Source organism: Parasedimentitalea marina (assembly GCF_004006175.1).
In the GTDB taxonomy this organism is placed as follows: domain Bacteria; phylum Pseudomonadota; class Alphaproteobacteria; order Rhodobacterales; family Rhodobacteraceae; genus Parasedimentitalea; species Parasedimentitalea marina.
Map to the genome: position 1 here is coordinate 4,076,241 of NZ_CP033219.1, position 25,982 is coordinate 4,102,222.

General features: G+C 58.1%; 20 protein-coding genes. 5 read left to right on the forward strand and 15 right to left on the reverse strand.

Features of this window, described 5'->3' with window-relative positions; genetic code table 11:
- The first annotated feature begins 303 nt into the window (after positions 1–303).
- The 5 genes from nirB (at position 304) to EBB79_RS19625 (ending at position 8,078) form a co-directional block, all read left to right on the forward strand.
- Positions 304–2,748, forward strand: a complete 2,445-nt coding sequence (gene nirB, locus EBB79_RS19605; protein ID WP_127750505.1) for a nitrite reductase large subunit NirB — start codon at positions 304–306, stop codon at positions 2,746–2,748.
- Positions 2,745–3,083 (forward strand): nitrite reductase small subunit NirD, encoded by a 339-nt coding sequence (nirD, locus tag EBB79_RS19610; protein ID WP_127750506.1) that lies wholly within the window; start codon positions 2,745–2,747, stop codon positions 3,081–3,083. Before nirB ends, nirD begins: the two co-directional genes overlap by 4 nt.
- On the forward strand, positions 3,083–5,716 hold the full coding sequence (locus EBB79_RS19615; protein WP_127751069.1) for a nitrate reductase: 2,634 nt from the start codon (positions 3,083–3,085) through the stop codon (positions 5,714–5,716). The genes nirD and EBB79_RS19615 overlap by 1 nt, the downstream gene beginning before the upstream one ends.
- A gap of 122 nt (positions 5,717–5,838) precedes the next feature.
- Positions 5,839–6,864, forward strand: a complete 1,026-nt coding sequence (locus tag EBB79_RS19620) for a LacI family DNA-binding transcriptional regulator (RefSeq protein ID WP_127750507.1) — start codon at positions 5,839–5,841, stop codon at positions 6,862–6,864.
- A complete protein-coding gene (locus EBB79_RS19625) occupies positions 6,864–8,078 on the forward strand; it encodes a winged helix-turn-helix domain-containing protein (RefSeq protein ID WP_127750508.1) in 1,215 nt (404 codons plus the stop codon). Before EBB79_RS19620 ends, EBB79_RS19625 begins: the two co-directional genes overlap by 1 nt.
- A 38-nt stretch (positions 8,079–8,116) precedes the next feature.
- Here the strand turns inward: EBB79_RS19625 and EBB79_RS19630 are convergent, their stop codons facing one another.
- The 15 genes from EBB79_RS19630 to EBB79_RS19695 form a co-directional block, all read right to left on the reverse strand.
- The gene (locus EBB79_RS19630; RefSeq protein WP_127750509.1) at positions 8,117–9,034 is read right to left on the reverse strand and encodes a helix-turn-helix transcriptional regulator; all 918 of its coding nucleotides are present in this window, start codon (positions 9,032–9,034) and stop codon (positions 8,117–8,119) included.
- A 111-nt stretch (positions 9,035–9,145) separates the two neighbouring features.
- Positions 9,146–9,592, reverse strand: coding sequence for an acyl-CoA thioesterase (locus EBB79_RS19635; RefSeq protein ID WP_127750510.1), 447 nt, complete (start codon positions 9,590–9,592; stop codon positions 9,146–9,148).
- Positions 9,593–10,786, reverse strand: a complete 1,194-nt coding sequence (gene boxA / locus EBB79_RS19640) for a benzoyl-CoA 2,3-epoxidase subunit BoxA (RefSeq protein ID WP_127750511.1) — start codon at positions 10,784–10,786, stop codon at positions 9,593–9,595.
- On the reverse strand, positions 10,783–10,956 hold the full coding sequence (locus tag EBB79_RS24510) for a hypothetical protein (RefSeq protein WP_164860848.1): 174 nt from the start codon (positions 10,954–10,956) through the stop codon (positions 10,783–10,785). Before EBB79_RS24510 ends, boxA begins: the two co-directional genes overlap by 4 nt.
- Positions 10,957–11,015: 59 nt before the next feature.
- Complete coding sequence (gene boxB, locus EBB79_RS19645; protein WP_127750512.1) at positions 11,016–12,467, reverse strand: benzoyl-CoA 2,3-epoxidase subunit BoxB; 1,452 nt, start codon at positions 12,465–12,467, stop codon at positions 11,016–11,018.
- Between the two features lie 81 nt (positions 12,468–12,548).
- On the reverse strand, positions 12,549–14,210 hold the full coding sequence (gene boxC / locus EBB79_RS19650; RefSeq protein ID WP_127750513.1) for a 2,3-epoxybenzoyl-CoA dihydrolase: 1,662 nt from the start codon (positions 14,208–14,210) through the stop codon (positions 12,549–12,551).
- Between the two features lie 133 nt (positions 14,211–14,343).
- A complete protein-coding gene (locus tag EBB79_RS19655; RefSeq protein WP_127751070.1) occupies positions 14,344–15,162 on the reverse strand; it encodes an alpha/beta fold hydrolase in 819 nt (272 codons plus the stop codon).
- The gene (locus EBB79_RS19660; protein ID WP_127750514.1) at positions 15,162–16,700 is read right to left on the reverse strand and encodes a benzoate-CoA ligase family protein; all 1,539 of its coding nucleotides are present in this window, start codon (positions 16,698–16,700) and stop codon (positions 15,162–15,164) included. The genes EBB79_RS19655 and EBB79_RS19660 overlap by 1 nt, the downstream gene beginning before the upstream one ends.
- Before the next feature lie 329 nt (positions 16,701–17,029).
- A complete protein-coding gene (locus EBB79_RS19665) occupies positions 17,030–18,535 on the reverse strand; it encodes a TRAP transporter large permease (protein ID WP_127750515.1) in 1,506 nt (501 codons plus the stop codon).
- Positions 18,532–19,116 carry a TRAP transporter small permease gene (locus tag EBB79_RS19670; protein WP_127750516.1) on the reverse strand — a complete coding sequence of 195 codons (585 nt, stop codon included), beginning with the start codon at positions 19,114–19,116 and terminating at the stop codon, positions 18,532–18,534. Before EBB79_RS19670 ends, EBB79_RS19665 begins: the two co-directional genes overlap by 4 nt.
- Positions 19,117–19,195: 79 nt before the next feature.
- Positions 19,196–20,230 (reverse strand): TRAP transporter substrate-binding protein, encoded by a 1,035-nt coding sequence (locus tag EBB79_RS19675; protein ID WP_127750517.1) that lies wholly within the window; start codon positions 20,228–20,230, stop codon positions 19,196–19,198.
- Between the two features lie 322 nt (positions 20,231–20,552).
- Positions 20,553–22,355 carry an ABC transporter ATP-binding protein gene (locus EBB79_RS19680; protein ID WP_127750518.1) on the reverse strand — a complete coding sequence of 601 codons (1,803 nt, stop codon included), beginning with the start codon at positions 22,353–22,355 and terminating at the stop codon, positions 20,553–20,555.
- 2 nt (positions 22,356–22,357) lie between these two features.
- Positions 22,358–23,287, reverse strand: coding sequence for an ABC transporter permease subunit (locus EBB79_RS19685; RefSeq protein WP_127750519.1), 930 nt, complete (start codon positions 23,285–23,287; stop codon positions 22,358–22,360).
- A gap of 9 nt (positions 23,288–23,296) precedes the next feature.
- Positions 23,297–24,220: an oligopeptide ABC transporter permease OppB gene (gene oppB / locus EBB79_RS19690; protein ID WP_127750520.1), complete on the reverse strand. Its 924-nt coding sequence runs from the start codon at positions 24,218–24,220 to the stop codon at positions 23,297–23,299.
- Positions 24,221–24,291: 71 nt separating this feature from the next.
- On the reverse strand, positions 24,292–25,920 hold the full coding sequence (locus EBB79_RS19695) for a peptide ABC transporter substrate-binding protein (protein ID WP_127750521.1): 1,629 nt from the start codon (positions 25,918–25,920) through the stop codon (positions 24,292–24,294).
- Positions 25,921–25,982 lie beyond the last annotated feature (62 nt).

Below are 25,982 nucleotides of genomic sequence, written 5' to 3' on the forward strand. Positions count from 1 at the left end.
TTTGCAAGCGCTGCGATTCAGCGCCCACAGGGGCAGGTTCGCCTAAAAATTACGCAGGTGCACAGATCTCACGCTGCACTGCGGCAAATTCCATTGATGCAACGGATCCGCTGACACCATGTTTGGATCACCGCAGGCAACGAGGTCTGCTGTGTTGTCCGTCCCACCACCGTGTGATGCCTAGGCAGGCCCGCTTAGGTCTTTGTCAAAAAGTGAAGAAATCGGGGCCCATTCACATGCCATAGCGCAAATCACCTGCCCGGCCCCAACTAGGAACAACCCCAATTGCAGCGGAGCGAACACATGAGTCAAAAACTTGTAATTATCGGGGCAGGTATGGCCTCGGGGCGGGTCATCGAACACCTGCGCGAAACTAATCCTGATGCCTATGAGGTCACATTGTTCAACGCTGAACCCCGTGGCAACTATAACCGGATCATGCTGTCACCGGTGCTGTCTGGTGACAAGACCTACCCCGAGATCGTCATCCACGATGAAGATTTCTACGCTGAAAACAACGTCACCTGCCGGTTTGGTGAAACGGTCTCCGCGGTTGATACGGCGGCCAAGACCGTCACCGCCGCAAACGGTGATGTGCTGCCCTATGACAAGCTGCTGTTTGGCACCGGATCGAACCCCTTCATCATCCCTATGCCCGGCCATGATCTGGACGGCGTCATTGCCTATCGCGATCTGGAGGACACTGAACAGATGATGGGTCTGGGCGCGGGTCACAAGGCTGTTGTCATCGGTGGTGGCCTGTTGGGACTAGAGGCCGCAGCGGGTATGGCGGCGCGCGGAGTCGACGTCACCGTGGTCCACCTTATGGGCCATTTGATGGAACGTCAGCTGGACGAGGCCGCCGGATACCTGCTGCGCCGCGCCTTGGTTGACAAGGGCATCACCGTCAAATGCTCGGCCAATTCCAAAGAGATTTTGGGAGAAAATGGCCATGTTAGAGCCTTATTGCTCGATGACGGTACCGAACTGCCCTGTGACTTACTGGTGATGGCCGTCGGCATCCGCCCAAACACTGGGTTGGCGCAGGCGGCCGGACTGGCGGTGGGGCGCGGTATCCATGTCGACGATCACCTGCTGACCTCAGATCAGGATGTGCTGGCGGTGGGCGAATGCGTCGAACACAATGGCGCGCTGTTTGGTCTGGTTGCACCACTTTATGAACAGGCCAAGGTGGCGGCCAAAACGTTGCTGGGTGAAACAGCTGTTTTTACCGCCAAAGAGGTCTCGACCAAGCTGAAAGTCACCGGTTGTGATCTGTTCAGCGCCGGCGACTTTGCCGAAGGTAAGGACCGCGAGGACATCATCTTTCGCGACCCGGCACGCGGCGTTTACAAACGTCTGGTCATCGAAAACGATACCTTGATAGGCGCTGTCCTATATGGCGACACTGATGATGGTAATTGGTTCTTTGGCCTGATCAAGGACACCACCGATATCTCGGAAATGCGCGATACGCTGATCTTTGGACCGGCCTACCAGGGAGGGTCCTCGCTGGACCCGTTGGCAGCCGTTGCAGCCTTGCCGGATGATGCAGAAATCTGCGGCTGCAACGGCATTTCCAAAGGCCAGATCGTGGCGGCCATTCAGGCAGGTGCCCATACGCTGGACACGGTAAAGGCAAACTCCAAGGCAGCATCGTCCTGTGGCAGCTGTGCCGGTCTGGTGGCGGACTTGCTGGGCGTCACGCTGGGCGATGCGTTCAAAATGCCCGAGAAAGAGGTGATCTGTAAGTGCAGTGATCTGTCCCATGATGATCTGCGCAAACTGATCGTGGCCAAGGATCTGAAGTCCATCCCGCAGGCAATGCAGGAACTGGACTGGAAGACCTCGTGCGGCTGTCACATCTGCCGCCCAGCGCTGAACTACTACATGGTTTGCGCCTGGCCCGGCGCTTACGAGGACGACGGCAAAAGCCGTTTCATCAACGAACGGGTGCACGCCAACATCCAGAAGGACGGCACCTATTCGGTGGTGCCCCGGATGCTCGGCGGTATCACCACTCCGGATGAATTGCGCGCGATTGCGGATGCGGCGGACAAATATGATGTGCCCACCGTCAAGGTGACAGGTGGTCAGCGGATCGACCTGCTGGGCATCAAGAAAGAGGACCTCCCCGCGATTTGGTATGATCTGGGCAAGGCCGGCATGATGTCGGGTCAGGCCTATGCCAAGGGTCTGCGCACGGTGAAAACCTGTGTTGGCACCGATCATTGCCGGTTTGGCACCCAGGACAGCACTGGTCTGGGTATCCAGATCGAACAGGCCATGTGGGGCGCCTGGTCGCCGCATAAATTCAAGCTGGCCGTGTCAGGCTGCCCGCGCAATTGCGCCGAGGCCACTTGTAAGGATCTGGGCATCATCTGTGTCGACAGCGGCTATCAGATTCTGGTGGGCGGCGCGGCGGGGCTGGACCTGCATCAGACCGAGCTGCTGGTGCAGGTCGCCAGTGAAAATGACGCCATTCAAGTGTCTTGTGCGTTTTACCAGCTATACCGCGAGGGCGCGCAGTATCTGCACCGTCCCTACAAATGGATCGCCAAGGTGGGGCTGGACTGGATCAAACAGCAGATCGTTGATGATCTTGAAAACCGCGCTGCACTGGCGGACCGGTTCCACTATTCACAGCAATTCTATCAAATCGACCCCTGGGCCGAGCGGGTGAAACAGGGCAAAGACGCCCACGAGTTCGCTCCGCTGGCAGATTTCACAAAGGTAGCAGCAGAATGAGCGGCTTTATCGACATCGGCAAGTTTGACGACATCCCCGCCCGCGGCGCCCGCATAGTGCGCACCCCTCGCGGTGACATCGCCGTGTTTCGCACCGCCTCGGGGCAGGTGTTTGCGCTGGACGATTACCTGCCCGGCAAGGCCGGCCCCCTGTCCAACGGTATTCAGCACGACACCCAAGTGACCGACCCGATGCGCAACTGGGTCTTTGACCTTGCCTCGGGTCAGGCGCAGGGGGCTGACGAAGGATCGGTGGCAACTTACCCGGTGAAATGCGAACAGGGTCGCATCCTGATTGCGGCCTCGGCGGTCACTGCGCAGGGTGCAGCGGCGTGATGGACGGCAGCGCGTTACCCGAAGTCCGGTCCACCTGTCCCTATTGCGGCGTGGGCTGCGGAGTGCTGCTGCGCGCAAACGGGCAAGGCGGACTGGATGTGCGCGGGGACCCTGATCACCCCACCAACCGGGGCCGTCTGTGCTCCAAGGGCACCGCATTGGGGGAAACCGTCGGGCGAGAGGGCCGCTTGCTGGCCCCCCGCATCAATGGGGTCACGGTCGACTGGGAGTCTGCGCTGGATACGGTGGCCTCCAGGTTCTCGCAGACCATTGCGGAACACGGACCCGACAGCGTCGCCTTTTATGTCTCGGGGCAATTGCTGACCGAAGATTACTATGTGGCCAACAAACTGATGAAGGGCTTCATCGGGTCGGCCAATATCGACACCAACTCGCGGCTGTGCATGGCGTCCACGGTGGCCGGCCATCGCCGGGCCTTTGGCAGTGATACTGTTCCCGGCACCTATGAGGATCTGGAGCAGGCTGATCTGATTGTTCTGGTCGGCTCTAATCTGGCCTGGTGTCATCCGGTTTTGAGCCAGCGCATCCAGGCTGCGCGCGCGCAGCGACCTGAAATGAAGCTGGTGGTGGTCGACCCCCGCCGCACCGCCAGCTGCGATGGCGCAGATATGCATTTGCAACTGCGCAACGGCGCTGATGTGGCTCTATTCAACGCACTTTTGGCTGAAATTGACCGGACAGGTGCCCATGACCCAGAGTTCCTGACCCATGTTGAAGGGGCCGGGGCGGCCTTTGCTGCCGCCCGCAGCACTGACACATCCGTCACCGGTCTGAGCCCCGAACAGATCCGCGCCTTCACCGATCTGTGGATCAACACCAAACGCGTGGTCACTGTGTTCAGTCAGGGGGTCAACCAATCGACCTCGGGCAGTGACAAGGTCAACGCGATCCTGAATTGCCACCTTGCCTCCGGTCGCATCGGTCAGCCCGGCATGGGCCCCTTCAGCGTCACCGGCCAACCCAACGCCATGGGTGGGCGCGAGGTGGGCGGCTTGGCCAATATGCTGGCCTGCCATCTTGAGCTGGAAAACGCGGTACATCGTCAAGTGGTGCAGGACTATTGGCAGGCCCCAGCAATGCCCAGCGCACCCGGGTTGAAGGCGGTCAAGATGTTCAGCGCCGTGGGCGCAGGCAATATCAAGGCGCTGTGGATCATCCACACCAACCCCGCTGTATCGATGCCCGACGCCGACGCGGTCACTGCGGCGATCAAATCTTGTGACTTTACCGTGGTCAGCGACATCACCGGCGCGACGGATACCGCCCGGCTGTGTGATGTGCAGTTGCCCGCCACTGCCTGGGCCGAGAAATCCGGCACCGTCACCAATTCTGACCGCACCATCAGCCGCCAACGCGCCGCGCTACCCGCGCCCGGACAGGCCAGGCCAGACTGGCAGATCCTTGCCGAAGTAGGCCGCCGCATGGGCTGGTCTGATGCCTTCACCTACGCCTCACCGGCAGACATCTTTGACGAATACGCCAAGCTGTCAGACCTGGCCGCTGCGCAGGGCCGCGACTTTGACATCTCGGGCCTGTCGGGCCTAACTCCGGACGGGTATGACAGGCTGGAGCCAACCCGTTGGCCGGTGAGCAAGACCCGACAGGGCGGGCGCTTCTTTGCGGATGGTCAGTTCTATACCCCCTCCGGCAAGGCGCAGATGCTGGCGTTGCAACACCGCGCGCCAGCGGCGAAATCTGGCCCTCGGTTTCCATTCCGGCTGAACACCGGGCGGGTGCGTGACCAGTGGCACAGCATGACCCGCACCGGTAAATCACCCCGCCTGTCGGCGCATCTGGCGGAACCGTTTTTGGAAATCCACCCTCAAGATGCCGCAAAGCAGGGGTTTAACCCCGCCGACCTGATCTCGGTCCGCAGCACCCAAGGCAGCGCCATCCTGCGGGTGCTGATCACCGATGCAGTGTTACCCGGCGAAGTCTTTGCTCCGATTCACTGGACCAACGAGACCGCCCCCTCGGCCCGGATTGACGCCTTGATCCCGTCCTTTACCGACCCGGTGTCCGGCCAACCTGAAAGCAAGGCCGCGGTGGTGGCCCTGTCCAAATTCCGCCCTGGATGGCATGGATTTGCGGTCTCACTCAACCAAATGCAGCCCGCAACCGACTATTGGGCGCTGTCGCGCACGACCAGTGGCTGGAGAACCGAGTTGGCCAGCTCCGATGCACCCGAGGACTGGGCGGCCTATGCCCGCACGCTGATTGGTGGCGCTGAAACAATCGAACAAAGCCTCTGTGATCCGGCGCGTGGCACCTATCGCTTTGCCTTTTATCGCGAGGGGCTGTTGGTCGGGGCCTTCTTTGCTGCACCTGATACATTGGCGCTGTCCCGGGATCATCTGGCCGACCTGCCCGGCACCGATGGCAACGCCGTCCTAAGCGGTCGCCCTGCTGTGGGGCAGCCCGACCCCGGCCCCATAGTCTGCGCCTGTTACAGTGTTGGCAGAAACACCATTCTGACCGCCATCAAAGATCACGGCCTCTCCAGCGTCGATGCTATTGGCACGGCGCTATCAGCAGGAACCAACTGCGGTTCGTGCCGGTCCGAACTGGCGGACCTGCTGCCAGACCTTATCCTGCCGGTGGTGGCGGCATGATCCAAACACGCTGACCGACCCTATGTCCCCACTGCAACCAATGGATCCATTGCAAATGGCCCCATTGTGCTGCGGGGCCTGATTGCCTAACCTCGCGAGAACAACAACACGAGGCTAACACAGTGACATCGGACAACAAACGCCCCCTAACACTCCGTGATGTATCCGAAGCCACAGGGGTTTCCGAAATGACTGTCAGCCGGGTACTGCGCAATCGGGGCGACGTGTCGGAAAAAACCCGCGTCAAGGTGCTCGCTGCCGCCAAAGAGCTGGGATATGTGCCCAACAAGATCGCCGGGGCGCTGGCCTCGAATAGGGTCAATCTGGTGGCGGTGATCATCCCATCACTGTCCAACATGGTGTTCCCCGAGGTGCTGACCGGCGTCAACGAAGTGCTGGAGACCACCAACCTGCAACCGGTTGTGGGTGTCACCGATTACCGGCCCGAAAAAGAAGAAAAAGTACTGTACGAGATGCTGTCCTGGCGGCCTTCGGGGGTCATCATTGCCGGTCTGGAACACACCGAAGCGGCGCGTGCGATGCTCAACGCTGCTGGTATCCCAATTGTCGAAATCATGGACACCGATGGCAAGCCTGTAGATGCCATGGTGGGTATTTCACACCGCCGTGCCGGCAGCGAAATGGCCAAGGCGATCCTGAAAGCAGGCTATCGTCGCATTGGTTTCATGGGCACCAAAATGCCGCTGGATCACCGCGCCCGCAAGCGGTTCGAGGGCTTTACCGAGGCATTGGCCAAGGAAGGTGTCGAGATCGAAGACCGCAACTTTTATTCGGGCGGATCTGCGCTGGCCAAGGGCCGCGAGATGACCGCTGAAATGCTGGAACGGTCACCAGATCTGGATTTTCTGTATTATTCCAACGATATGATCGGCGCAGGCGGTTTGCTGTACTTGCTGGATCAGGGAATTGACGTGCCGGGTCAGATCGGCCTGGCGGGTTTCAACGATGTTGAGCTGTTGCAAGGACTGCCCCGCAAACTGGCCACTATGGATGCCTGTCGGCTTGAGATCGGACGCAAGGCAGCCGAGATCATTGCCGCACAGCTGGACAACCCCGAGGAAGAGATCGAAACCCGGATCACCCTGACCCCGACCATCAGTTTTGGCGACACGCTAAAGCGGCGCTGATGGCTGTCCAACAGCTTGACAATCGATCAGCGCGCCGCCTGTTTATGGACCGGCACGCGCTGATCGAGGCCCCGACAGGGCCCGCCAAGGGGGATGAGCTGCTAGAGCTGATTACCCGTCTTGGATTTGTCCAGCTGGACAGCATCAACACCGTGGCGCGGGCGCATGACATGATCCTGTATTCGCGGCGCCCCTCTTATCGTGCGGAGAACCTGCAACAGCTGTTTAAGGGCAACCGCGCGCTGTTTGAACATTGGACTCATGATGCAGCCGTCGTTCCGATGCAGTTCTATCCCCATTGGCACCTGCGGTTTCAGCGCGACGCTGCCCTTCTGAAAAAACGCTATCGCAACTGGCACCGCGACAATTACGAGGCGCAGTTCGACACCGTTCTGCAGCACATCCGCGACCACGGGCCCGTGGGATCGTCGGACGTGGGCAAGGACGAGAAAAAGGGGTCGGGCGGCTGGTGGGACTGGCATCCGTCCAAGACCGCACTGGAATACCTGTGGCGCTCCGGTGCGCTCACGGTTGTTGGCCGCCAGGGGTTCCAGAAACGCTATGACCTGACAGAGCGGGTGATCGAAGAACAGCTGCGCCCCGGGGCAACTGCCACTGACGAAAGCCACACACTCGACACCCTGTGCAATGGCGCAATCGACCGGCTTGGCTTTGCCACCTCGGGCGAGATTGCTGCATTCTGGGATACTGTGTCATCAAGTGAAGCGCGCACATGGTGCAAGGCACAGCTGGATCAGGGGCAGCTTGACGAAATTGAGGTTGCCCATACCGATGGCAAGTTGCGCCGTGCCTTTGCCCGGCCAGGAACAGTTGAAACCGCGCAGGATATCCCACCGGCCCCAGCGCGAATGCGGGTGCTCAGCCCGTTTGACCCGGCCCTGCGGGACCGCAGGCGCGCCGAACGGTTGTTTGGGTTTCACTACCGGATCGAGGTCTTTGTCCCGGCGCCGAAACGCATCTACGGATATTACGTATTCCCGCTGTTCGAGGGCGAACGCATGGTGGGACGGATCGATATGAAGGCGCAACGCGACAAGGACCTGTTGCAGGTCACTGCGGTTTGGCCCGAACGCGGCATTAAATGGGCGGGCGCGCGCATCCGGAAACTGGAGAGTGAGCTGCAGCGAGTTGCCCGTTTTGCAGGGCTTTCAGAAGTGGCATTTGCGGATAACTGGCTGCGTGAGCCCGTCTGAAAAACTACGTTTCTTCCCGCGACCCTCAGACCTGAATTCTAGCCCAGAAATTCGCGATCCCGGATCAGATTAACCAGATCCGACACAGTGTCATCGACCCCCTGCCCCGAAGTATCCAACTGCGCCAGCGCCTTGCCATAAAGCGCCTCGCGGCTGGCCAGGATCGACCGGAGCTGCTCCATCGCCTCGGGGTTGCCGGCCATTGGTCGCTCGTCGCCCTGCGCCCGCACCCGTGCCATGTGATCCTCGGCGCTGGCCTTGATCCAGATGGTGTGAAACCCGGACAGCAAGCTGTTGTACGTTTCAGGTTCACCAACCACGCCGCCGGCAGCGGCCAAGATCAGGCTATCATGAGTGGCGGCAATCCGCGAAATCGCCTGGGCCTCCAGCTTGCGGTACCCTTCCTGGCCATACAGCGCCATGACCTCGTCCACCGGCATGCCGCTTTGGGATTCGATTTCTGAGTTCAGCTCGACAAAGGGCAGATCCAGCGCCTGCCCGGCCAGTGCCCCAAGTGTGGACTTGCCCGCACCGCGCAGGCCAACCAGACAAATGCGCCCGGCCCGCATATTGGCCTCGGGCTCGGGGGATAGCAGGTCCTGCACCATCCGCTGCGTGTCCGCGTTAGAGCTGCGGTACAGATCACCGATGCGCAGGGCATCTGATGTCCAGGGATCTTCTTCGCCGGTCAGCCATTCAATGCGATGATCCAGCGCGATCGCAACCCGCTGCAGCAACCCAATAGAGATATTGCCCGCACCGCTTTCAAGCTGGGCCAGATACCGCGGGGACACACCAGATTGTTCCGACAAAATACGCCGCGAGATGCCTTTGCGTTCGCGCGCACGTCTGACCCGATCGCCCACACGGGTGATCAGTCTTGCCACCGAGGTATCAGCGTCATCACGATCCGAGGCCGGTTTGGCCTCGCCGCGGAAATTGGTGATCTCACTCATAGGGATGCCAGTTATGAATCATATTGCATGATTTTAGAGAGACAGTGCCGCACCTACAAACAGAAACCGGAAGATTCGCACTCAGGTTGCATTATTTTGCGGATCACCCCGTTATTCAGGTCGAATGAGCGGAGTAACAATGTCTCTGATGTCCGGCGGGGCGGGTTTTGAGGTAAATGTCTCGGGCGCGATGAAGACGCAGACGAATTTACCCTCGAAGCTTAGCTTGCCATCCTGACGTGCATTGACCCGAAACGCAATCGAGCTGCTGCCCAGTTTGCACGGCCAGACCTCGCAGATCAGCCGGTGGCGCGGTGTGACCGGCGAGCGGAAGTCGATGCTCATATGTACAAACGGCGTGCCGGTGCCGCGATCCAGCTCCATCTGGAACCAGCCGTCGCCACCCAGATTATGTTCCCACCAGGCATCGATGGCTTCCAGTGCGAACCAGGGCAGCCGCCCTGTATAAGCAATGCGCGCAGGGTCGCAGTCGCCCCAGCCAACCCGGATTTCATGGGTAAAATTGGCCAAAGCTGGCACTGGGTCTGGTGTTGTCATTCAATAGGTTTCCACGTGGTATCGTCCATCGAGGCGCATCTTATCGCGCAGCTCGGACCAGTTCAAATCGATACCACGGGCGATATCCCGCAGGGCCTCTTCGACCCCCTGTTCCATCGCCTTCAACCCGCAGATGTAGATGTATCCATCGGGATTTTGCAGCAGTTCGGCCACCCGGGAGGTTTGTTCGCGCAGCAGGTCCTGCACATATTTTTTAGGCGCGCCATCCTGGCGGGAAAAGGCAAAGTGTTTGGCCATAAAGGCGTCAGGGATTTTATTCAGCGGGCCGAAATAGGGCAGCTCTTCGGGTCTGCGCGCACCAAATACCAGCGTCATGCGGTCCTTGTCTTGCGGAGAAATGCGTTGCCGCCGCATTGTAAAGCCGCGAAACGGCGCAGAGCCGGTGCCGGTGCAGATCATCAGCATGTCCGCCTGCGGATCGCTGGGCATCAGAAAGGTCGACCCAAACGGCCCCGTTACCTGCACCTCGTCACCCTGCCCCAGATCACAGACATAGTTCGAACAGATCCCCTGCGGCTCGCGTTTGACCGTCAGCGAGATGTTCAGGTAGCCGGGCCGCTCGCCGTCACGTGGGCTAGAGACCGAATACAACCGGGGCAGATGCGGCTGGCCTTTTTCGTCACTGCCCGGTGGGATAATTCCGATACTTTGGCCTTCGAGCACTGGAAACGGCAACCCGGCAAGATCCAGAATGATATGGCGAACATCGGCGTCGCTGGCCTGATCGGTCAGTCGGTAATTGCCCTGCACCCGCGCCGTTGCGGGTTTGCCAAGCGTATACATGTTGATGGTTGGCTTGCCCGCGCTATCCGGCGCCTTGGCCTTGCCGCCGGCCCCCGAATGGGCCTTGGCCAATAGCGCCGCCATGGCATCATCCAGTGCCTCTAACCCGCTTTCCGCCTCGTCGCCTTCGGCGATATCGGCCTGTTCGGGCATTTCTTCCCATTCAAATTGCGCCTCAATGGAATAGGGGTCTGTCACCACCCGCCATTCGTCGATGGACCCGGTGGGGCAAACCGGGATGCAATCCATGCAAAAGTTACATTTGCTGGCATCCACCACCACGTTGACATCGTCATGCACGATTGCCTCTTCGGGGCATGTCATCTCGCAGGTGTAACAACGGATGCAAATTTCGGGGTCGATCAGGTGCTGTTTTACCGGCTGGGTCATTGTGGTTTTGCCCTGTTGAGGATGACATCAGGCAAGGTCAGCGCATCAATCAGCGCGGTGCACAGCCCGGTACAGTTCTGACAACCAACGCAGGGGCCCTGGAGGTTGCTGACCTGCAGCGCCAGATGCTCCATGTGGGGTGTCGCTATCCGGTGACGACTGATTTTCATCGCGTGTCCTTCTCTCAGGGCTAAAACCCGGCTTAGTGATCAAGCCGGGTTTTGGGGAGTCAGGCCATGTGCAGTTGCACATACTCAAAGTCACCCGGTTTATTGTCGATACCGACCTTGGGTGGTGCAATCCAGCTGGCGTATTTGCCCGGCTCCGTACAGGGCTTCATCAGCGACTGAATGAAATCCCCATCCGCCTTGGTTGGCAACCAGTCTTTGACCCTGGCGTCCCACTGATCCTTGGGGATGATGTCGCCATCCGGGGTGATGCTGACCGCCGAGAACACCCCGATCTTACGGTGGAACCCTTCGTGCGGGATGGTCATCTCAAAATCGATACCCTGTTTGGCAATCAGCTTGTTCCAACGGCCAACACCGCCGGCGGCGTCTTTGACGTAGTCATCGCGCAAACGCATGTTGATCGCGGTCAGGGCCGGGACCTCTTCGGCGACAATCCGGCCCTCTTTGATGGAGCGCACCACGTAGCTGTCATTGGTCAGCTTGTGATCATCTTTGATCCGCTGCTCCATGAAGCGGCCTTTGATGCCCGAGTTAAAGGCGTTGGCGGCGTTGGTCGAGACCTCTTGCCCGAACAAGTCCAATGACAGGGTATAGTGCAGGTTCAGCTTTTTCTGGATCGTGGGCAGGTCAATGACACCCAGGTCACGGATTTTGTCGATGTCATAGGGATCGGTGATACCGGCCGCCTTCATCACGTCACAGGTCGCCTGAATGGTGCGGCCAACCCCTGTTTCGCCAACAAACATGTGGTGTGCTTCTTCGGTCAGCATGAACCGGCAGGTACGGCTAAGAGGGTCAAAGCCGGATTGCGCCAGGCTTTCCAGCTGCATCTTTCCGTCCCGGTCGGTGAAATAAGTGAACATGAAAAACGAGAGCCAATCCGGCGTTTCCTCGTTGAAGGCGCCCAGCATCCGCGGCGCTTCGTCCGATCCGGAGGAGCGGACCAGCATGTCATTGGCTTCCTCGCGACCATCCCGGCCGAAATACTTTTGCAGCAGGTAAACCATCGCCCAAAGGTGACGGCCCTCTTCAACGTTGACCTGAAACAGGTTGCGCATGTCATACAGCGAAGGCGCAGTGAGGCCTAGAAAACGCTGCTGTTCAACCGATCCCGGTTCGGTGTCGCCCTGAATGACGATCATCCGTTTCAGCATGTTACGGTATTCGCCGGGAACTTCCTGCCAGGCGGGCTCACCGTAGTGTTCACCGCAGGGAATAGTGCGACCTTCGACCTGTGGCGCCAGCAGAACACCCCAGCGGTACTCGGGCATCTTCACATAATCGAACTTAGCCCAGCCTTTGGGGTCAACCGAGACCGCGGTGCGCAGGTAGATCATGCTTTGCTGGAACTGCTGAGGGATCAGGTCGTTCCACCAGTTGATATAACCGGGGTGCCATTTCTCTAGCGCCTTCAGCACCTTCTTGTCGCCGCTCAGGCCAACATTGTTGGGGATTTGGGTGTCATAGCTGACATTCATGAGATCGATCATGGTTTTCTCCTACGGGGCGGTGCGTGCAAGCACACACCCGACGGTGGTTGCAAAGTGCGCGCTTGCACGCACCGTTTTGTGTCAGACGCGTTCCATATTGTAGTCGCCGCGTTTACCGGTGCCATAGCGCTGCAGCGCACCGTCTGGGCCAACCGCATTGGGGCGCTGAAAAATCCAGTTTTGCCAGGCCGTCAGGCGGCCAAAAATGCGGGTTTCCATTGTTTCAGGACCAGCAAAGCGCAAGTTCGCCTCCATCCCGGTCATCGCATCCGGAGAGAAGCTGGCGCGTTCTTCCATGAACAGGCGGACTTCGTCTTCCCAGTCGATGTCGTCAAAGGCATAGGTGATCAGGCCCAGATCATCGCAACCCTCGGCATCCAGCGCTTCACCGATCCGCTCTTTCAGGGCCTCAACGTCTTCCGGATCTACGAGAAAGCGGGTTTGCAGCCGGGTCAGGTCATTGCCCATTGGGTAACTGCCAAAATTGCCCTCGCTCAGCGAGACTGCTGCCAAGGCGCGATTGTCGCCCTCAAACTCTTCCAGCATCATATAGCTGCGATCCACGGACCACAGAAGTTCGGCAAGCATCCCGGCAAAGCACGATCCATGTTCGACCAGTGCCACCAGCGAGCGCGAGGTCATATCGACCCGTTTCAGCACCCGTTTCCAGTACTTCAGGATCTCATTGGCCAGCCAGTGATCTTTGTTGGCCAGCAGTAATTCTTCATGCGCCAGAAGCATGTCCGCGTCGCCCTGGGTGCGAAACACCATCAAGCCAACTTCGCGCTCGTTCAGACGCAGGTGCAGCAAGGCATCGTCAAACTCGCGTGCCATGCGCAGCAAATAGGCCTCAGCCCCCTGCGCCTGCAGCGCGTCCATGTCTGCCGGTGCGACCTCTTCCGGGCCCTTCAGGGTGATATTTGCACGGCCATTTTCACGATCAATAACGACCTCTACCGTGGAATAGCTAACCGATCCATCGTCACCAAAGCGGCGGGCCAGCGGTGTCAATTCGATGCCGGACAAGCCCGACTGTTTTGAACTGGCGGCCGCAAGATCTGCCGCGCGCTCCACAACCGCTGCGTCGAACTTGGAATTGGCGACCACTTCGTCGACCAGCTTCCAATCCACCGCGCGCTGGCCTTTGACGCCTTCCTCGATCGAGCAGAACACATCCGCCAGATCGCGGCGCACTTTGCGCTTATCCGTCACCCGTGTCAGCCCGCCAGTGCCTGGCAATACCGCCAGCAACGGCACTTCGGGCAGGGCAACAGAGGACGCGCTGTCGTTGGTCAGCATGATGTGATTGCAGGCCAGGGCCAGCTCATACCCGCCCCCGGCACAGGCGCCTTTGATTGCCGCCATATACATCTGACCTGAATCGGCCTCGGCGGCCTCGAATGTGTTGCGGGTTTCATTGGTGAATTTACAAAAGTTCACTTTGTGCGCGTGGCTGGCACCGCCCAACATGCGGATATTGGCACCGGCGCAGAACACCTTGTCCTTGGCCGACTGCATCACCACCACTTTGACCTCAGGGTGTTCAAACCGCATCCGCTGCACCACATCCGCCAGCTCGATATCGACGCCCAGATCATAGGAGTTCAGTTTTAGCTCATAGCCCGGAAACAGGCCTCCGGCCTCGTCCACATCCATAAACAGATTGGCGATCTCACCGTCATATTCGACTCTCCAGTGGCGATACTTTGAGGGGTCGGTCTGAAAATCAATCACCTGGGTCATGGCGCGCGCTCCTGAGTCTGTCCTGAGATCAGCATAGCGCAGTGGGTCGCGGCGGGTAAAGTGATTTATGCATGATAATGCAGATTTCGGAGCAATTTACGTTCGCTCATGCATTATAATGCATTAAATTGCCTCATACAGTCTCAACCTCCGCGGCTTCAATGCGCGCCAATCGTGCAAGATACTGCGTAATTTCTGCCAAAACGGGCCCCGGTTGTTCTAAATGCGGGCTGTGGCCGCACTGCTCGACCACACATAAATCCACCGGGCAATAGGCGCGATCGGCGACCACCTCGACCTGCGCCAGCGTTCCGTACTGGTCCTGCCGCCCCTGGATCGCCAAGACCGGGATTCGGAAGTAGTCGATCACCTCGGTTATGTCCCAAGTGCGAAAGTCGGGATGCAGCCAAACCTCGTTCCAGCCCCGAAAGGCGCCGTCGGGGTCGCGGTGATATTTGGCCAGCTTGGACCGCAGGTCCCCGTCGTCAAATCGGCTGCGGGCGCCACTGATCGCGGCAAGCCCCATCTGTTCGGTAAAGAAATGCGGCGCCAGCAGAACGAGACCGCGCACCCGGTGGTCGGATACAGACCCACAATAAATTGCGGCAATACTTGCCCCGTCACTATGGCCCAACAGAACGCCCCGGCGGAACCCAATGACATCCAAGACACGCGGCAAGACATCCATTGCTTCGCGCGTCATAAAATCCAATGGCCGCGGCAGCGACACCCGGCCCGAGGTGCCATAGCCCTCGCGGGAATACACAAAGACCCCCAAGCCCGTTGCTTCGGCCAGATGTTGCGGTACATCACGCCACAGTGACACACAGCCCAGACCTTCGTGCAGCATAACAATTGTGTCGGCCTGCTCGGGCGGCGGACCGTAGCAGGCATATTCCAGTGTCACACCCGCGACGCTCATGTGGCCCTGAGCCTGCCAAGGAAAACCCATCATGCGCCCTCGCGCAGTTTGAACCGTTGAATTTTGCCAGTTGCTGTTTTGGGCAGGTCTTCGGCAAATTCAATCCAGCGCGGGTATTTCCACTTGCCGATCTTGTCTTTGACAAAGGCTTTCAACTCGTCAGCCAGTTCCGGGCTGGCCACACCGTGCTTCAACACAATAAAGGCCTTGGGTTTTTCCAGATCGGCACTGTCACGCGCCGAAACCACTGCCGCCTCGAGCACTGACGGATGGGAGATCAGCGCCTGCTCGACCTCGAACGGGGATAACCAGATGCCGGACACTTTGAACATGTCATCGGTGCGGCCACAGTAGATGTATCGCCCTTGCTGGTCGCGTTCGTATTTGTCGCCTGTGCGAGTCCATTTGCCTTCAAATGTCTCGCGGCTTTTGTCACGCTGATTCCAGTAGCCCTCGGCGGCCGACTCGCCTGAGACCAGAAGTTCGCCAATCTCACCCTGAGCGACCTCGGCGCCGTCCTCATTCACCAGTCGCAGCTGATAGCCGGGCACGGCAATGCCCGAGGTTCCGTAGACCACGTCGTCAGCGCGATTGGAGAGGAAGATGTGTAGCATTTCGGTCGATCCAACACCGTCCAGGATATCAATGCCCCATAAAGCGTGCCATTTGCGGCCGATGTCCTTGGGCAGCGCTTCGCCTGCGGAAATGCAACACCTGAGCGGTGCATTAGGTTTCGTCACCATTTCAAGCTGCGCCAGCGTTGCCGCGTAAAGCGTTGGCACGCCGCAAAATACTGTTGGTTTTTCAGCCTCGAGAATATCCAGCACGCCTTCGGGGGTAGGGCGACCATTAAATAGGACTGACGTTGCCCCGACGGCCATTGGCATGCTCATTGCGTTGCCCATTCCATAGGCAAAGAACAGTTTCGCAACGGAATAGACCACGTCCTGCTCGTCAAGATTCAAAACCTGACTGCCATAGGTTTCGGCAGTGGCGCGCAGGGCGCCATGCACGTGGCGCACGCCTTTCGGCTGGCCGGTTGACCCCGATGAGTAGAGCCAGAATGCTACCTCATCGGCGGAACAGGACAGAGTTTCTTGTGGGTCGGCACCGGCCAGGAAATCACTTAGCCCGATTGTCCCCTCGGGAGCGTCACCGCCGATTACCACAATGTGCTGCACATCCGGCGACGCCAGCGCGGCCTGTTTGACCACTGGCCATAGTTCGACACTGACAAACAGGGCCGAGGCTCGGCTGTCACGCAGGATGGAATCATAAACGTCCGCGCCAAGCAATGTGTTCAACGGCACCGGGATCACGCCCGCTTTCAGGGCGCCCCAATAGATCTGAGGGAATTCGATTTGATCCAGAACCAGCATTGCGATACGGGATTCGCGCGCAATGCCAGCGCGGGTCAGTGCCCCGGCGATTTGGTTGCTGTCGCTCGCCAACTGGCCATATTTGAGACTGCGTTTTTTCCCGGCCGCCTCGCGAAATGCGATTTTATCCGGCCGTTCGGTACTGTGACGATCGACAAAGTAGCTCGCTGCATTTGCGCTGGCTGTCATTTTTGTTCTCCTCGCATGGCAGCCGGATCAATGATTCCGACCTCCCCACACCCATGGCGGTGTTGATCCTTTGTATGCTGTCATAATGCACCTGAATTGGCGTCATGCAACATAATGCGTGAAAATTATGCATAATAATGCAACATTTGAGTTTTCCGGGTAACCCATGGGTTACCGGGCCTGGCTAAAAACTGCCATAACCACGGATATCCACGGACCATAGTAGTGAGGCTATGGACGGGACTGGATTTAGGTATTTGGTATAGATGCGCCCTCACCAGGCCTCAGAAAGCTGCACGGAGAGGGTTAAGAAATGACAACCTGGCCGGTCAGTACAACAACATCAGCGGCAACAGGGTTATGATCGGGAAGAGCACCAGAATGACCACCCGGACCAGATCAGACGCCACAAAGAACATCACAGCCTTGTAGGTGTCGATCATCTTGGTTTTGCGGTCCATCGCATTGATGATGAACAGGTTCATCCCCACCGGAGGCGTGATCAGGCCCACTTCGACCACGATCAGCACCAGAATACCAAACCAGATGGCGACATATTCGCCCTCGATCCGGTTGGCCATGCCCTGGGTGACGCGGATGCCCAGCTCTTTCATTTGGTCGCGGGTGAGCTCCATTCCGCCGGCGATCGCCTCTTGGATCGAGGCAAGCATCCCGTCTGCCATGCCATCGGGCACCCCGACATTCAGAACCTCCATCGCGGCGCTGGCCTGCATGGCGGGCAGTGACACCAGATTGAAGTCCATCGCCGAGATCACCGGAAAGAAGATCGGGATGGTCAGCAAAATCATACTGAGGCTGTCCATCAGGCAGCCAAACAGCAGGTAGAACACCAGGATAAGCGTTAGCACCATCCATGGGCTAAGTCCCTGACTGACGACAAAGTCGGCCAGTTCCTGCGGCACTTTGGTCAGGGCCAGAAAACCGTTGTAGAAGCCGGCACCCAGCACGATGAAAAAGATCATCGCGGTGGAACGTGCCGTCACCATGAAGCTGTCGGTCAGGCTGTCGCGGGTCAGGCCGCCGTTCAGCCAGGCGATCAACCCAGTGCCAAAGGCCCCGACTGCCGCGCCTTCGGTTGGCGTGAACCAGCCCAGATAGATACCGCCGACCACCACGCCAAAGACCATCAGCACCGGCCAAACCCGGAACAACGCGGCAAAACGTTCACCCCATGGAATCGCAGGACGGGTGCCTGCGGCGTCAGGGTAGAGCCGGACATAGATCGAGATGACGATCACGTAGCCAAGCGCTGCCAAGATGCCTGGAATAAAGGCCGCAAGGAACAGTTTGGCGATATTCTGTTCTGTCAGAATGGCATAGATCACCAGCACAACCGAAGGTGGAATCAAGATGCCAAGAGTCCCCCCTGCCGCCAATGTGGCCGCCGAGAACCCGCCGGCATAGCCGTATTGCTTCAACTCAGGCAGGGCGACACGGCCCATTGTGGCTGCGGTGGCCAGTGAGCTGCCACAGATCGCGCCAAAGCCGGCACAGGCGCCAATCGCCGCCATGGCCACACCGCCCCTGCGGTGCCCCAGAAATCCTTCGGCAGCTTTGAACAAGGCGCTGGACATACCGCCCAGCGTTGCGAAATGACCCATCAGCAGGAACATCGGCACAATGGTCAGCGAATAGGAGGAAAAGGTCGAATAGGTTTCGTTCTTAAGGCGACCAAAGGCCACCAGCGTGCCGTCGGTGACGATCATCAATCCGCCCAGACCCACCAAAAACATCGACAGGCCAATGGGCACCCGCAGAAAGATCAGCACCATCAGGAGAGGGAAAGAGGCAATTCCGATTTCAAGAGCAGTCAATGTTCAGTCTCCACGCCGTCCCAAACAAGGATACGACCGGTAAGGAATTCGATAGTGCGTACGACACCCATGTAGATGCCGACGATGGCAGCGACCACGGCAGCAACCAGACTGGCGCCGTAGGCCCACCAGATCGGGAATTGCAGAAGAAACGAGGTTTCGCCATTTTGTATTTTACTGACCAACCCGGCCTCTAGTCGCCAGGCGATCAAAACCAGCACAGCGGCAAAGACCAGCTCGGTCACCATGCGCAAAAACCGGTTCACCCGTTTTGAAAAACTATTGGCCAGAATATCAACCGAGGCATGCCCAGAGGTGATCTGACACAGCGGTAAGAAGGCAAAGATGGCAAAGGCCACGCCTGCTTCGACCAGTTCGAAATCACCGTTGATCGGTCCGACGCCGATGGCGATCATCCATTCCGCAAAACCCGGCGCGACACTGTTCATAAAGTCGCCGTGAAAGAAGCCGTTCAACAGGCGACCAGTGATCGAAAGGCAAGTGAGAAATATCAGCAGGGTCAGAACAAGCCCACCTATGGCAGCCATAAATCTGGCCAGCTTTAACATGTGGTCATGCATGGTTACGCACCCATCCCCTTCGTGCCGTAATGAGGGCCGCAACGACGTGCGCGCTGCGGCCCCTTAGTCTGTACCAGGCTTACTTCGAGTATTTCTCGATCAGCATGGTGGCTTCGTCGATCAGTGCCTGACCGTCGATACCTTTTTCAGTCATATCAGCCAGCCATGCATCATAGATAGGCTGCGACCGCTCGCGCCATTCAGCAGTTTGGGCGGCGTCCAGAGTGATGACATTGTTGCCCATATCCAACGCCATTTCGCGTGAAGGACCATCGGCATCGGCCTGCGTTCCACCCGCAAATACCGAGAACTCCAGACCTGAGTTGTCGTCGATGATCTGCTGCAGGTCAGCAGGCAGGCTGTCGAACTTGGGCTTATTCATCGCCAGAACGAAGGTCAGCGTATACAGCGCCTTGCCTGTGAACTCGGTGTGGTTGGTCACCAGCTCTGGAACTTTCAGCGCTGCGGTGACTTCCCATGGGATGGTGGTGCCGTCGATCACACCTTTGGACAGGCCTTCGGGCACAGCCGGAACCGGCATGCCAACGGGGGTTGCGCCCAGTTCGGTCAGCAGTGAGTTGACCGAGCGCGAACCGCCACGGATTTTCATGCCGCGCAAGTCATCAGGCGTTGAAACCGGATCCGAGGTGTGGATCATGCCGGGGCCGTGAACCCAAGTGCCCAGGATTTTGAGATCCTTGAACTCGGTGTCTTTCATATGGGTTTCGAACATTTCCCAATAGGCGCGCGATACCGCACGGGCGTCGGTCATCATGAACGGAAGTTCAAACACTTCGGTCGAGGGATAGCGGCCCGGCGTATAGCCAACCACAGTCCAGACAATGTCGGCAACGCCGTCGATGGCCTGGTCCATCAGCTCTGGTGGCTTACCGCCCAGCTGCATCGATGGATAACGGTCGATCTTGATCCGGCCCTCTGAGGCTTCCTCGATCTTATCCGCCCAGACATCCAGGATCAGCTTTGGCACATTGGCCTGTGCTGGTAGAAACTGGTGCAGTTTCAAAGTAACTTCTTGGGCCATCGCCGATGTTGCGCCCATTGCTACAAGAGCCGCAGCGCCAAAGACGCCGAGTAGCTTTCTCCGAGTAGTCATGTGATTCCTCCCTTGGATTACAATCTCGCACTATAATGCCTTCATTTTAGAAGTTTGCAATATAATGCACCAATCTTCTCACTTCTTCCTATTTTTGGCGACGCAACCGCCTATATTCGTCAGTGGTGGCTACCATTTTCAAACCAGTTAGGCATTTGCTATTGGTTCAGTTTGTAACCATCAACCACTGAAGTACATATTTGACTCATCAATAATTGGCGCAGCGTGCTGGATGGCACCTACATAACATGACAACTATTTATTGCACACCCGTTCATAACGAGTGCTCGCGGCAATGCGCCGCAAGGCAAGTCTGTGTGTCTTAACCCGCCAGGATTTCCTCGAGCGGATCATGTTCAGCGACGTAGTGATCTGGCTCTCGTTCGAGTAATTTCGGCACATAGTCAGAATCACCCGCCGCCAGACGGCTGGGTAAAAATCGCAAGGCAGCGCGGGGATCCATCGGCGATGGCAACTCGCCCGGCAGTTTGATCCGGCTGCGAGTTCGTTCCACATCGGGGTCCGGAATGGGCACTGCAGATATCAGCGATTTGGTATAAGGGTGGTAGGGCTGAGAGCACACCGTCTCGCCATTTCCCATTTCAACAACACGGCCCAGATACAGGACCATGATCCGGTTTGAAATCGCACGGACCACAGACAAGTCGTGGCTGATAAAGATCAGCGCCAGCCCGAATTCAGCCTGCAATTCGCGCAACAACAGGATGATCTGCGCCTGAATAGAGACATCCAGCGCCGAGACCGCCTCGTCGCAGATGATCAGTTTGGGCCGGTTGATCATGGCGCGGGCAATACCCACTCTTTGGTTTTGCCCGCCGGACAGTTCATGCGGATAGCGATTGAACAGGCTCCGTTCCAGCCCTACCCGCTCCATCATATCGGCCACGGTCTCCTTACGCTCGCGACTGGTCAGGTCGGGGCGATAGGTTAGCAGGGGTTCGGCGATGGAGGCCGAAATGGTCATGCGCGGGTCAAGACTGGCCAGTGGGTCCTGAAATACGATCTGCAGATCTTTGCGGTATTTGTTCAGCTCGGCCCGTTTCAATCCCACAATTGGCTGACCCAGCCAGCTGACACCACCCCCTGTGGGCTCTATCAGTTGCAAAACCGCGCGGGCCAGTGTGGACTTGCCACAGCCACTTTCGCCGACCACGCCCAGGGTTTCGCCCTGTCGGATGTCAAAACTAACACCATCTACCGCCTTGAGTGGCATCTTGTGGCCAAACAGGCCGCCGGGCATCTTCATTTGAAAGTGAACTTTGACATCATTGACCTGCAGGATCGGCCGCGCCTGGGTTTCAAACATCTGCGGCGCATCTGCCGCGTCTATGCGGGGCATCGCCTTGAGCAAGGCCTGCGTATAGCCATGTTTTGGGGTGCGAAAGATCTCGGTTGCACTGCCGCTTTCGACAAATCCGCCCTGTCGCATCACCTGTATGCGGTCACACATCCGGGCCACCACCCCCATGTCATGGGTGATCAGCGCAATGGCGGTGCCCTGCTCTTTTTGCAGGTCAGCCATCAGATCCAGAATTTCGGCCTGCACTGTAACGTCCAGCGCGGTTGTGGGCTCATCGGCAATCAGCAGCTTGGGATTGCACAGCATGGACATAGCGATCATCACCCGCTGACGCATACCGCCTGATAACTCATGGGGAAACTGGTCGAGCCTGCGTGCCGCCACCGGGATCTGCACCCGGTTCAACCATTCCAGACAGTATTGGCGTGCCTGCTGGCCGACCATTCCCCGGTGGACCTGCAACACCTCGCGCATCTGCTCGCCGACCCGCAAATGCGGGGTCAGCGCGGTCAGGGGATCCTGAAAAATCATCCCCACATCACTGCCGCGAATTTGGTTCAGGTCGGGCGTCGCCAGATTTAGGATCTCGGTCCCGTTCAACTGAACCGAGCCGGTGGCATGGCCGTTGGAGGGCAGCAGACCCATAGCCGCCATAAAGGTCTGGCTTTTGCCGGATCCGCTTTCGCCCACGATGCCCAGACATTCACCCGGCTGGATGTCGAAACTGATATCCGTGACGGCCTTGACCGTGCCATCCGGTGTGGCGAAGTCGACGCTGAGGTTTTGCACAGTAAGCAGGGTCATGATCAGCGGTCCTTGGGGTCAAGCGCATCGCGCAGCCCATCACCGATGAAAAACATGGTGATGATGATGGTGACGTAGAAAAACAGTGGGAATGCCAATTGCCACAGGGTGCCATAGGCCATTGTACCGGCCCCCTCGGAGATCAGGCTACCAAGCGAGGTATAGGGTTCTGATACGCCCAGCCCAAGAAAGGAAATAAAGCTTTCGGCCAAGATCATTTCGGGCACCAACAGCGAGGCATAGACAATCACCACGCCCAACAGGTTGGGCAGAATGTGACGGTGCATGATGGTGATCTCGCTGGCACCAGAGGCGCGGGCGGCCTCGATGAACTCGCGGTGCTTCAGGGCCAGGGTTTGCCCGCGCACGATCCGCGCCATGCTGAGCCAACTGACGGCACCAAGGGCGATGAACAGCATGAAGAACGAGCGGCCAGCAACCACCAGTAGCAAGATGATCACCAGGACGGTGGGGATAGCCATCAGAATATCGACGATGCGCATCATGATGCTGTCGGTGCGACCACCGACAAAGCCGGCGATGATGCCATAGACCGTGCCCACGATCAGCGCCATCGCGGCCCCGACCAGCCCCACCAGCAGCGAGGTCGAGGTGGCCTGAATGACCCGGCTGTACAGATCGCGGCCCAGATCGTCGACGCCAAAGTAGTGACCGGTGGCCAGCGAGGGCATACCATGCGTCGCCGCGCTGCCCATAATGTCCCAATCGATCTCTTCATTATCCCACTGCGCAAACAGCGGGCCCAAAATAGTAAAGGCCACGATCAGCGCCAGCACCAGCACACAGGCCCGTGCGGCACGGTTCTGCACAAATCGTGTGCGCGCGTCCTGCCAGAGAGAGCGCCCCTGAACGGCGGTGAAATCTGTGACGTCCTCGGCAATCTGGGCGGCTTTTGTTGAGTTTCCAAACATATCGCGCCCTTAATACCGGATCTTGGGATCGAACCAGGCATAGGCCAGATCCGTCAGCAGGTTCACCACCACAGTCAGAGTGCCATACAGAATGGTCACCCCCAACAGCACCGCATAATCACGTGACAACGCGGACCCGACATAGGCCTGCCCCAGTCCACCGGTGGAAAAATAGATATCCACAAAGACCGATCCGGTCAGGACGTAGACAAAGACCGGCCCAAGGTATGAGACCACGGGCAGCAAGGTGGGTTTCAGCGCATGCCGCCATATTACCGTGCGTGTGGGCAGACCTTTGGCATGGGCGGTGCGAATGAAGTTGGAATTCAACACTTCAAGCATGGAACTGCGGGTGATGCGGGCGATAGAGCCCATGTAGGAGGTCGACAGGGCAATCACTGGCATAATCAGATATGGCCACTGGCCGCCATTCCAGCCACCGCCGGGCAGAAGGCCCAGCCACAGGGTGAAGGTCAGGATCAGGATCGGGCCCATGATGAAATTCGGCAGGGCCTGCGCGGCGATACCCAGCCCGACAGCGAAATAGTCAATCCAAGTGTTGTGACGAATGGCAGCAGCGATGCCCAGCGACACCCCGACCACTGTCGCGGCCAGGAATGAGAGCGAGCCATAGGTGAAAGAAATCGGAAAGCCCTGCGCGATAATGTCGTTAACGTCCCGGTCCTTGAATTTAAACGAGGGGCCAAAGTCGAAGTGAACGATAATATTGAACAGATAGTCATACAGCTGCTTCCACAGCGGTTGATCCAAGCCATAGCGGGCCTCGATATTGGCGAGCACCTGAGGCGGCAGTGGGCGCTCTGAGGTGAATGGGCCACCTGGCGCGAAATGCATGAGAAAAAAGGAGGCAACAATCAATATCAGGATTGTCGGAATGGCGACCAACAGACGCCGGATAATAAAGGCGATCATTCTGAACCTCGAAATGTGGAAATGCCCCGCCCCCGATGAAAGGGGCGGAACAGTATTATAAAATCATCCAATCATTCGGCGATTTTATAAAGGTCCTTCGAGTACCAATTCTGTTCAACGTTATCGACCGGCCAATTGCCGACATCGCTGTCCATCATGTAAACCCCTGCATAGTGGTAGATCGGAATGACAGGTGATTCCTGAGCCAGAATCTGCTCTACCTCGGTATACAGTTCGGCGGTATTGGCGGAGATCTTGGCAGCCGCCAGCAGCTCGTCGACGCGGTCATTCTGGAATTTACCGTCGTTGTAGCCCGAGTCGGATTGCAGCAGGTCCAGGAAGGTCGAGGCCTCGTTATAGTCGCCACACCAGGCCCCACGCGCCAGATCAAAGTCCTGATTGCCACGGGTGTCCAGGAACACTTTCCACTCCAGATTGCCCAGATCGGTTTGCACACCCAGTTTCTGCTTCCACATCTGCCCCAGGGCCACCGCGATCTTTTTATGCGACTCGGAGGTGTTGTAGATCATGTTGAAGGACAGCGGATTATCCGGACCATAGCCAGCCTCGGCCAGCAATTCCTTGGCCAGGGAATCACGCTCGGCCTGGGTCATGGCTGACATTTCGACCTGCGGCACGGTGAAACCTGCGGTGGCCTCGGGGGCAAAAGTATAAGCCTCGGGCTGGCCACCAGCGAGGATCTTTTCGGTTATGATCTTGCGGTCAACTGCCAGTGACAGGGCCTGACGCACACGTGGATCTTTGAACGCTTCAGGGCCATCCTCGGACAGGTTGAAGGTGTAATAGTAGTTGCACAAACGAGGGAAGCTGATCGCCTCGGCCGGGTTTTCCTGTTGCAGACGGGGGAATTGACCGGCGGGCACCTCGGTCCGGTCCAGCTCTCCGGCCATATAACGGGTCAGGGCGACGTTTTCGTCGTTAATCACCAGGGCCACCACTTTGTCGACGATGGTGTTTTCGTTGTCCCAATACATTGTGTTGCGCTCTCGCACGGACCGCTCCTGAGGCAAGTGTTCCGTCAGGATATAGGCCCCATTGGACACCATGTTTTCGGGCTTGGTCCAAGCATCGCCATGCGCCTCGATCACCTTTTGCGGCGCCGGGAAGGTGGTTGCATGGGTGGTCATCTGTGGGAAATACGGCAGTGGCGCGGACAGGCGCACCTCAAGCGTGTGGTCATCAACGGCTGTCACGCCCAAGTCATCTACCGGCTTGTCACCGGCAATGATGGCAGCCGCGTTTTCGATCGACATCAGTTCCATGAACCACGAATAGGGCGAGGAGAGTTCGGGATCGACAGCGCGTTTCCAGCCATAGACAAAATCACTGGCCAGTACCGGATCACCGTTGGACCATTTGGCGGTGTCGCGAAGGGTGAAGGTATAGACATCATTGGTGTCGTTGGTGGTGAAGCCCGTGGCCACACCCGGCACCAGATTACCGTCCCGGTCCTGATTCATCAGACCCTCGAACAGGTCGCGAACAATTTCCGCGCCAGAGACGTCTTCGACCACTTGCGGATCAACCGAGCTGTGTTCGTCCAGAATACGATACGTAAAAGTTTGATCATCGGCCAAGGCTTCGCCGGTTGTGGGGTGGGTCCCAGCCGCCAAAGCAACACTTGCAATGAAGGTGCTGGAAAGAAGGCCGGCAATGAGTAGGTTTGTTTTATTATGCATTTCAATACTCCCTGTTGTACCAAGAGTTATGCGACACCCAGAAGATGGCCGCATAACGCACA

What these genes read in the sequence shown, in the direction of transcription:
- EBB79_RS19615 (WP_127751069.1), top strand. Translation starts at nt 3,083, where the DNA reads ATGGACGGCAGCGCGTTACCCGAAGTCCGGTCCACCTGTCCCTATTGC.
- EBB79_RS19660 (WP_127750514.1), bottom strand. Translation starts at nt 16,700, where the DNA reads ATGACAGCCAGCGCAAATGCAGCGAGCTACTTTGTCGATCGTCACAGT.
- EBB79_RS19655 (WP_127751070.1), bottom strand. Translation starts at nt 15,162, where the DNA reads ATGGGTTTTCCTTGGCAGGCTCAGGGCCACATGAGCGTCGCGGGTGTG.
- EBB79_RS19675 (WP_127750517.1), bottom strand. Translation starts at nt 20,230, where the DNA reads ATGACTACTCGGAGAAAGCTACTCGGCGTCTTTGGCGCTGCGGCTCTT.
- EBB79_RS19695 (WP_127750521.1), bottom strand. Translation starts at nt 25,920, where the DNA reads ATGCATAATAAAACAAACCTACTCATTGCCGGCCTTCTTTCCAGCACC.
- EBB79_RS19625 (WP_127750508.1), top strand. Translation starts at nt 6,864, where the DNA reads ATGGCTGTCCAACAGCTTGACAATCGATCAGCGCGCCGCCTGTTTATG.
- EBB79_RS19635 (WP_127750510.1), bottom strand. Translation starts at nt 9,592, where the DNA reads ATGACAACACCAGACCCAGTGCCAGCTTTGGCCAATTTTACCCATGAA.
- boxB (WP_127750512.1), bottom strand. Translation starts at nt 12,467, where the DNA reads ATGATCGATCTCATGAATGTCAGCTATGACACCCAAATCCCCAACAAT.
- EBB79_RS19685 (WP_127750519.1), bottom strand. Translation starts at nt 23,287, where the DNA reads ATGTTTGGAAACTCAACAAAAGCCGCCCAGATTGCCGAGGACGTCACA.
- EBB79_RS19680 (WP_127750518.1), bottom strand. Translation starts at nt 22,355, where the DNA reads ATGACCCTGCTTACTGTGCAAAACCTCAGCGTCGACTTCGCCACACCG.
- boxA (WP_127750511.1), bottom strand. Translation starts at nt 10,786, where the DNA reads ATGACCCAGCCGGTAAAACAGCACCTGATCGACCCCGAAATTTGCATC.
- boxC (WP_127750513.1), bottom strand. Translation starts at nt 14,210, where the DNA reads ATGACCCAGGTGATTGATTTTCAGACCGACCCCTCAAAGTATCGCCAC.
- nirD (WP_127750506.1), top strand. Translation starts at nt 2,745, where the DNA reads ATGAGCGGCTTTATCGACATCGGCAAGTTTGACGACATCCCCGCCCGC.
- EBB79_RS19670 (WP_127750516.1), bottom strand. Translation starts at nt 19,116, where the DNA reads ATGCATGACCACATGTTAAAGCTGGCCAGATTTATGGCTGCCATAGGT.
- EBB79_RS24510 (WP_164860848.1), bottom strand. Translation starts at nt 10,956, where the DNA reads ATGAAAATCAGTCGTCACCGGATAGCGACACCCCACATGGAGCATCTG.
- EBB79_RS19630 (WP_127750509.1), bottom strand. Translation starts at nt 9,034, where the DNA reads ATGAGTGAGATCACCAATTTCCGCGGCGAGGCCAAACCGGCCTCGGAT.
- nirB (WP_127750505.1), top strand. Translation starts at nt 304, where the DNA reads ATGAGTCAAAAACTTGTAATTATCGGGGCAGGTATGGCCTCGGGGCGG.
- oppB (WP_127750520.1), bottom strand. Translation starts at nt 24,220, where the DNA reads ATGATCGCCTTTATTATCCGGCGTCTGTTGGTCGCCATTCCGACAATC.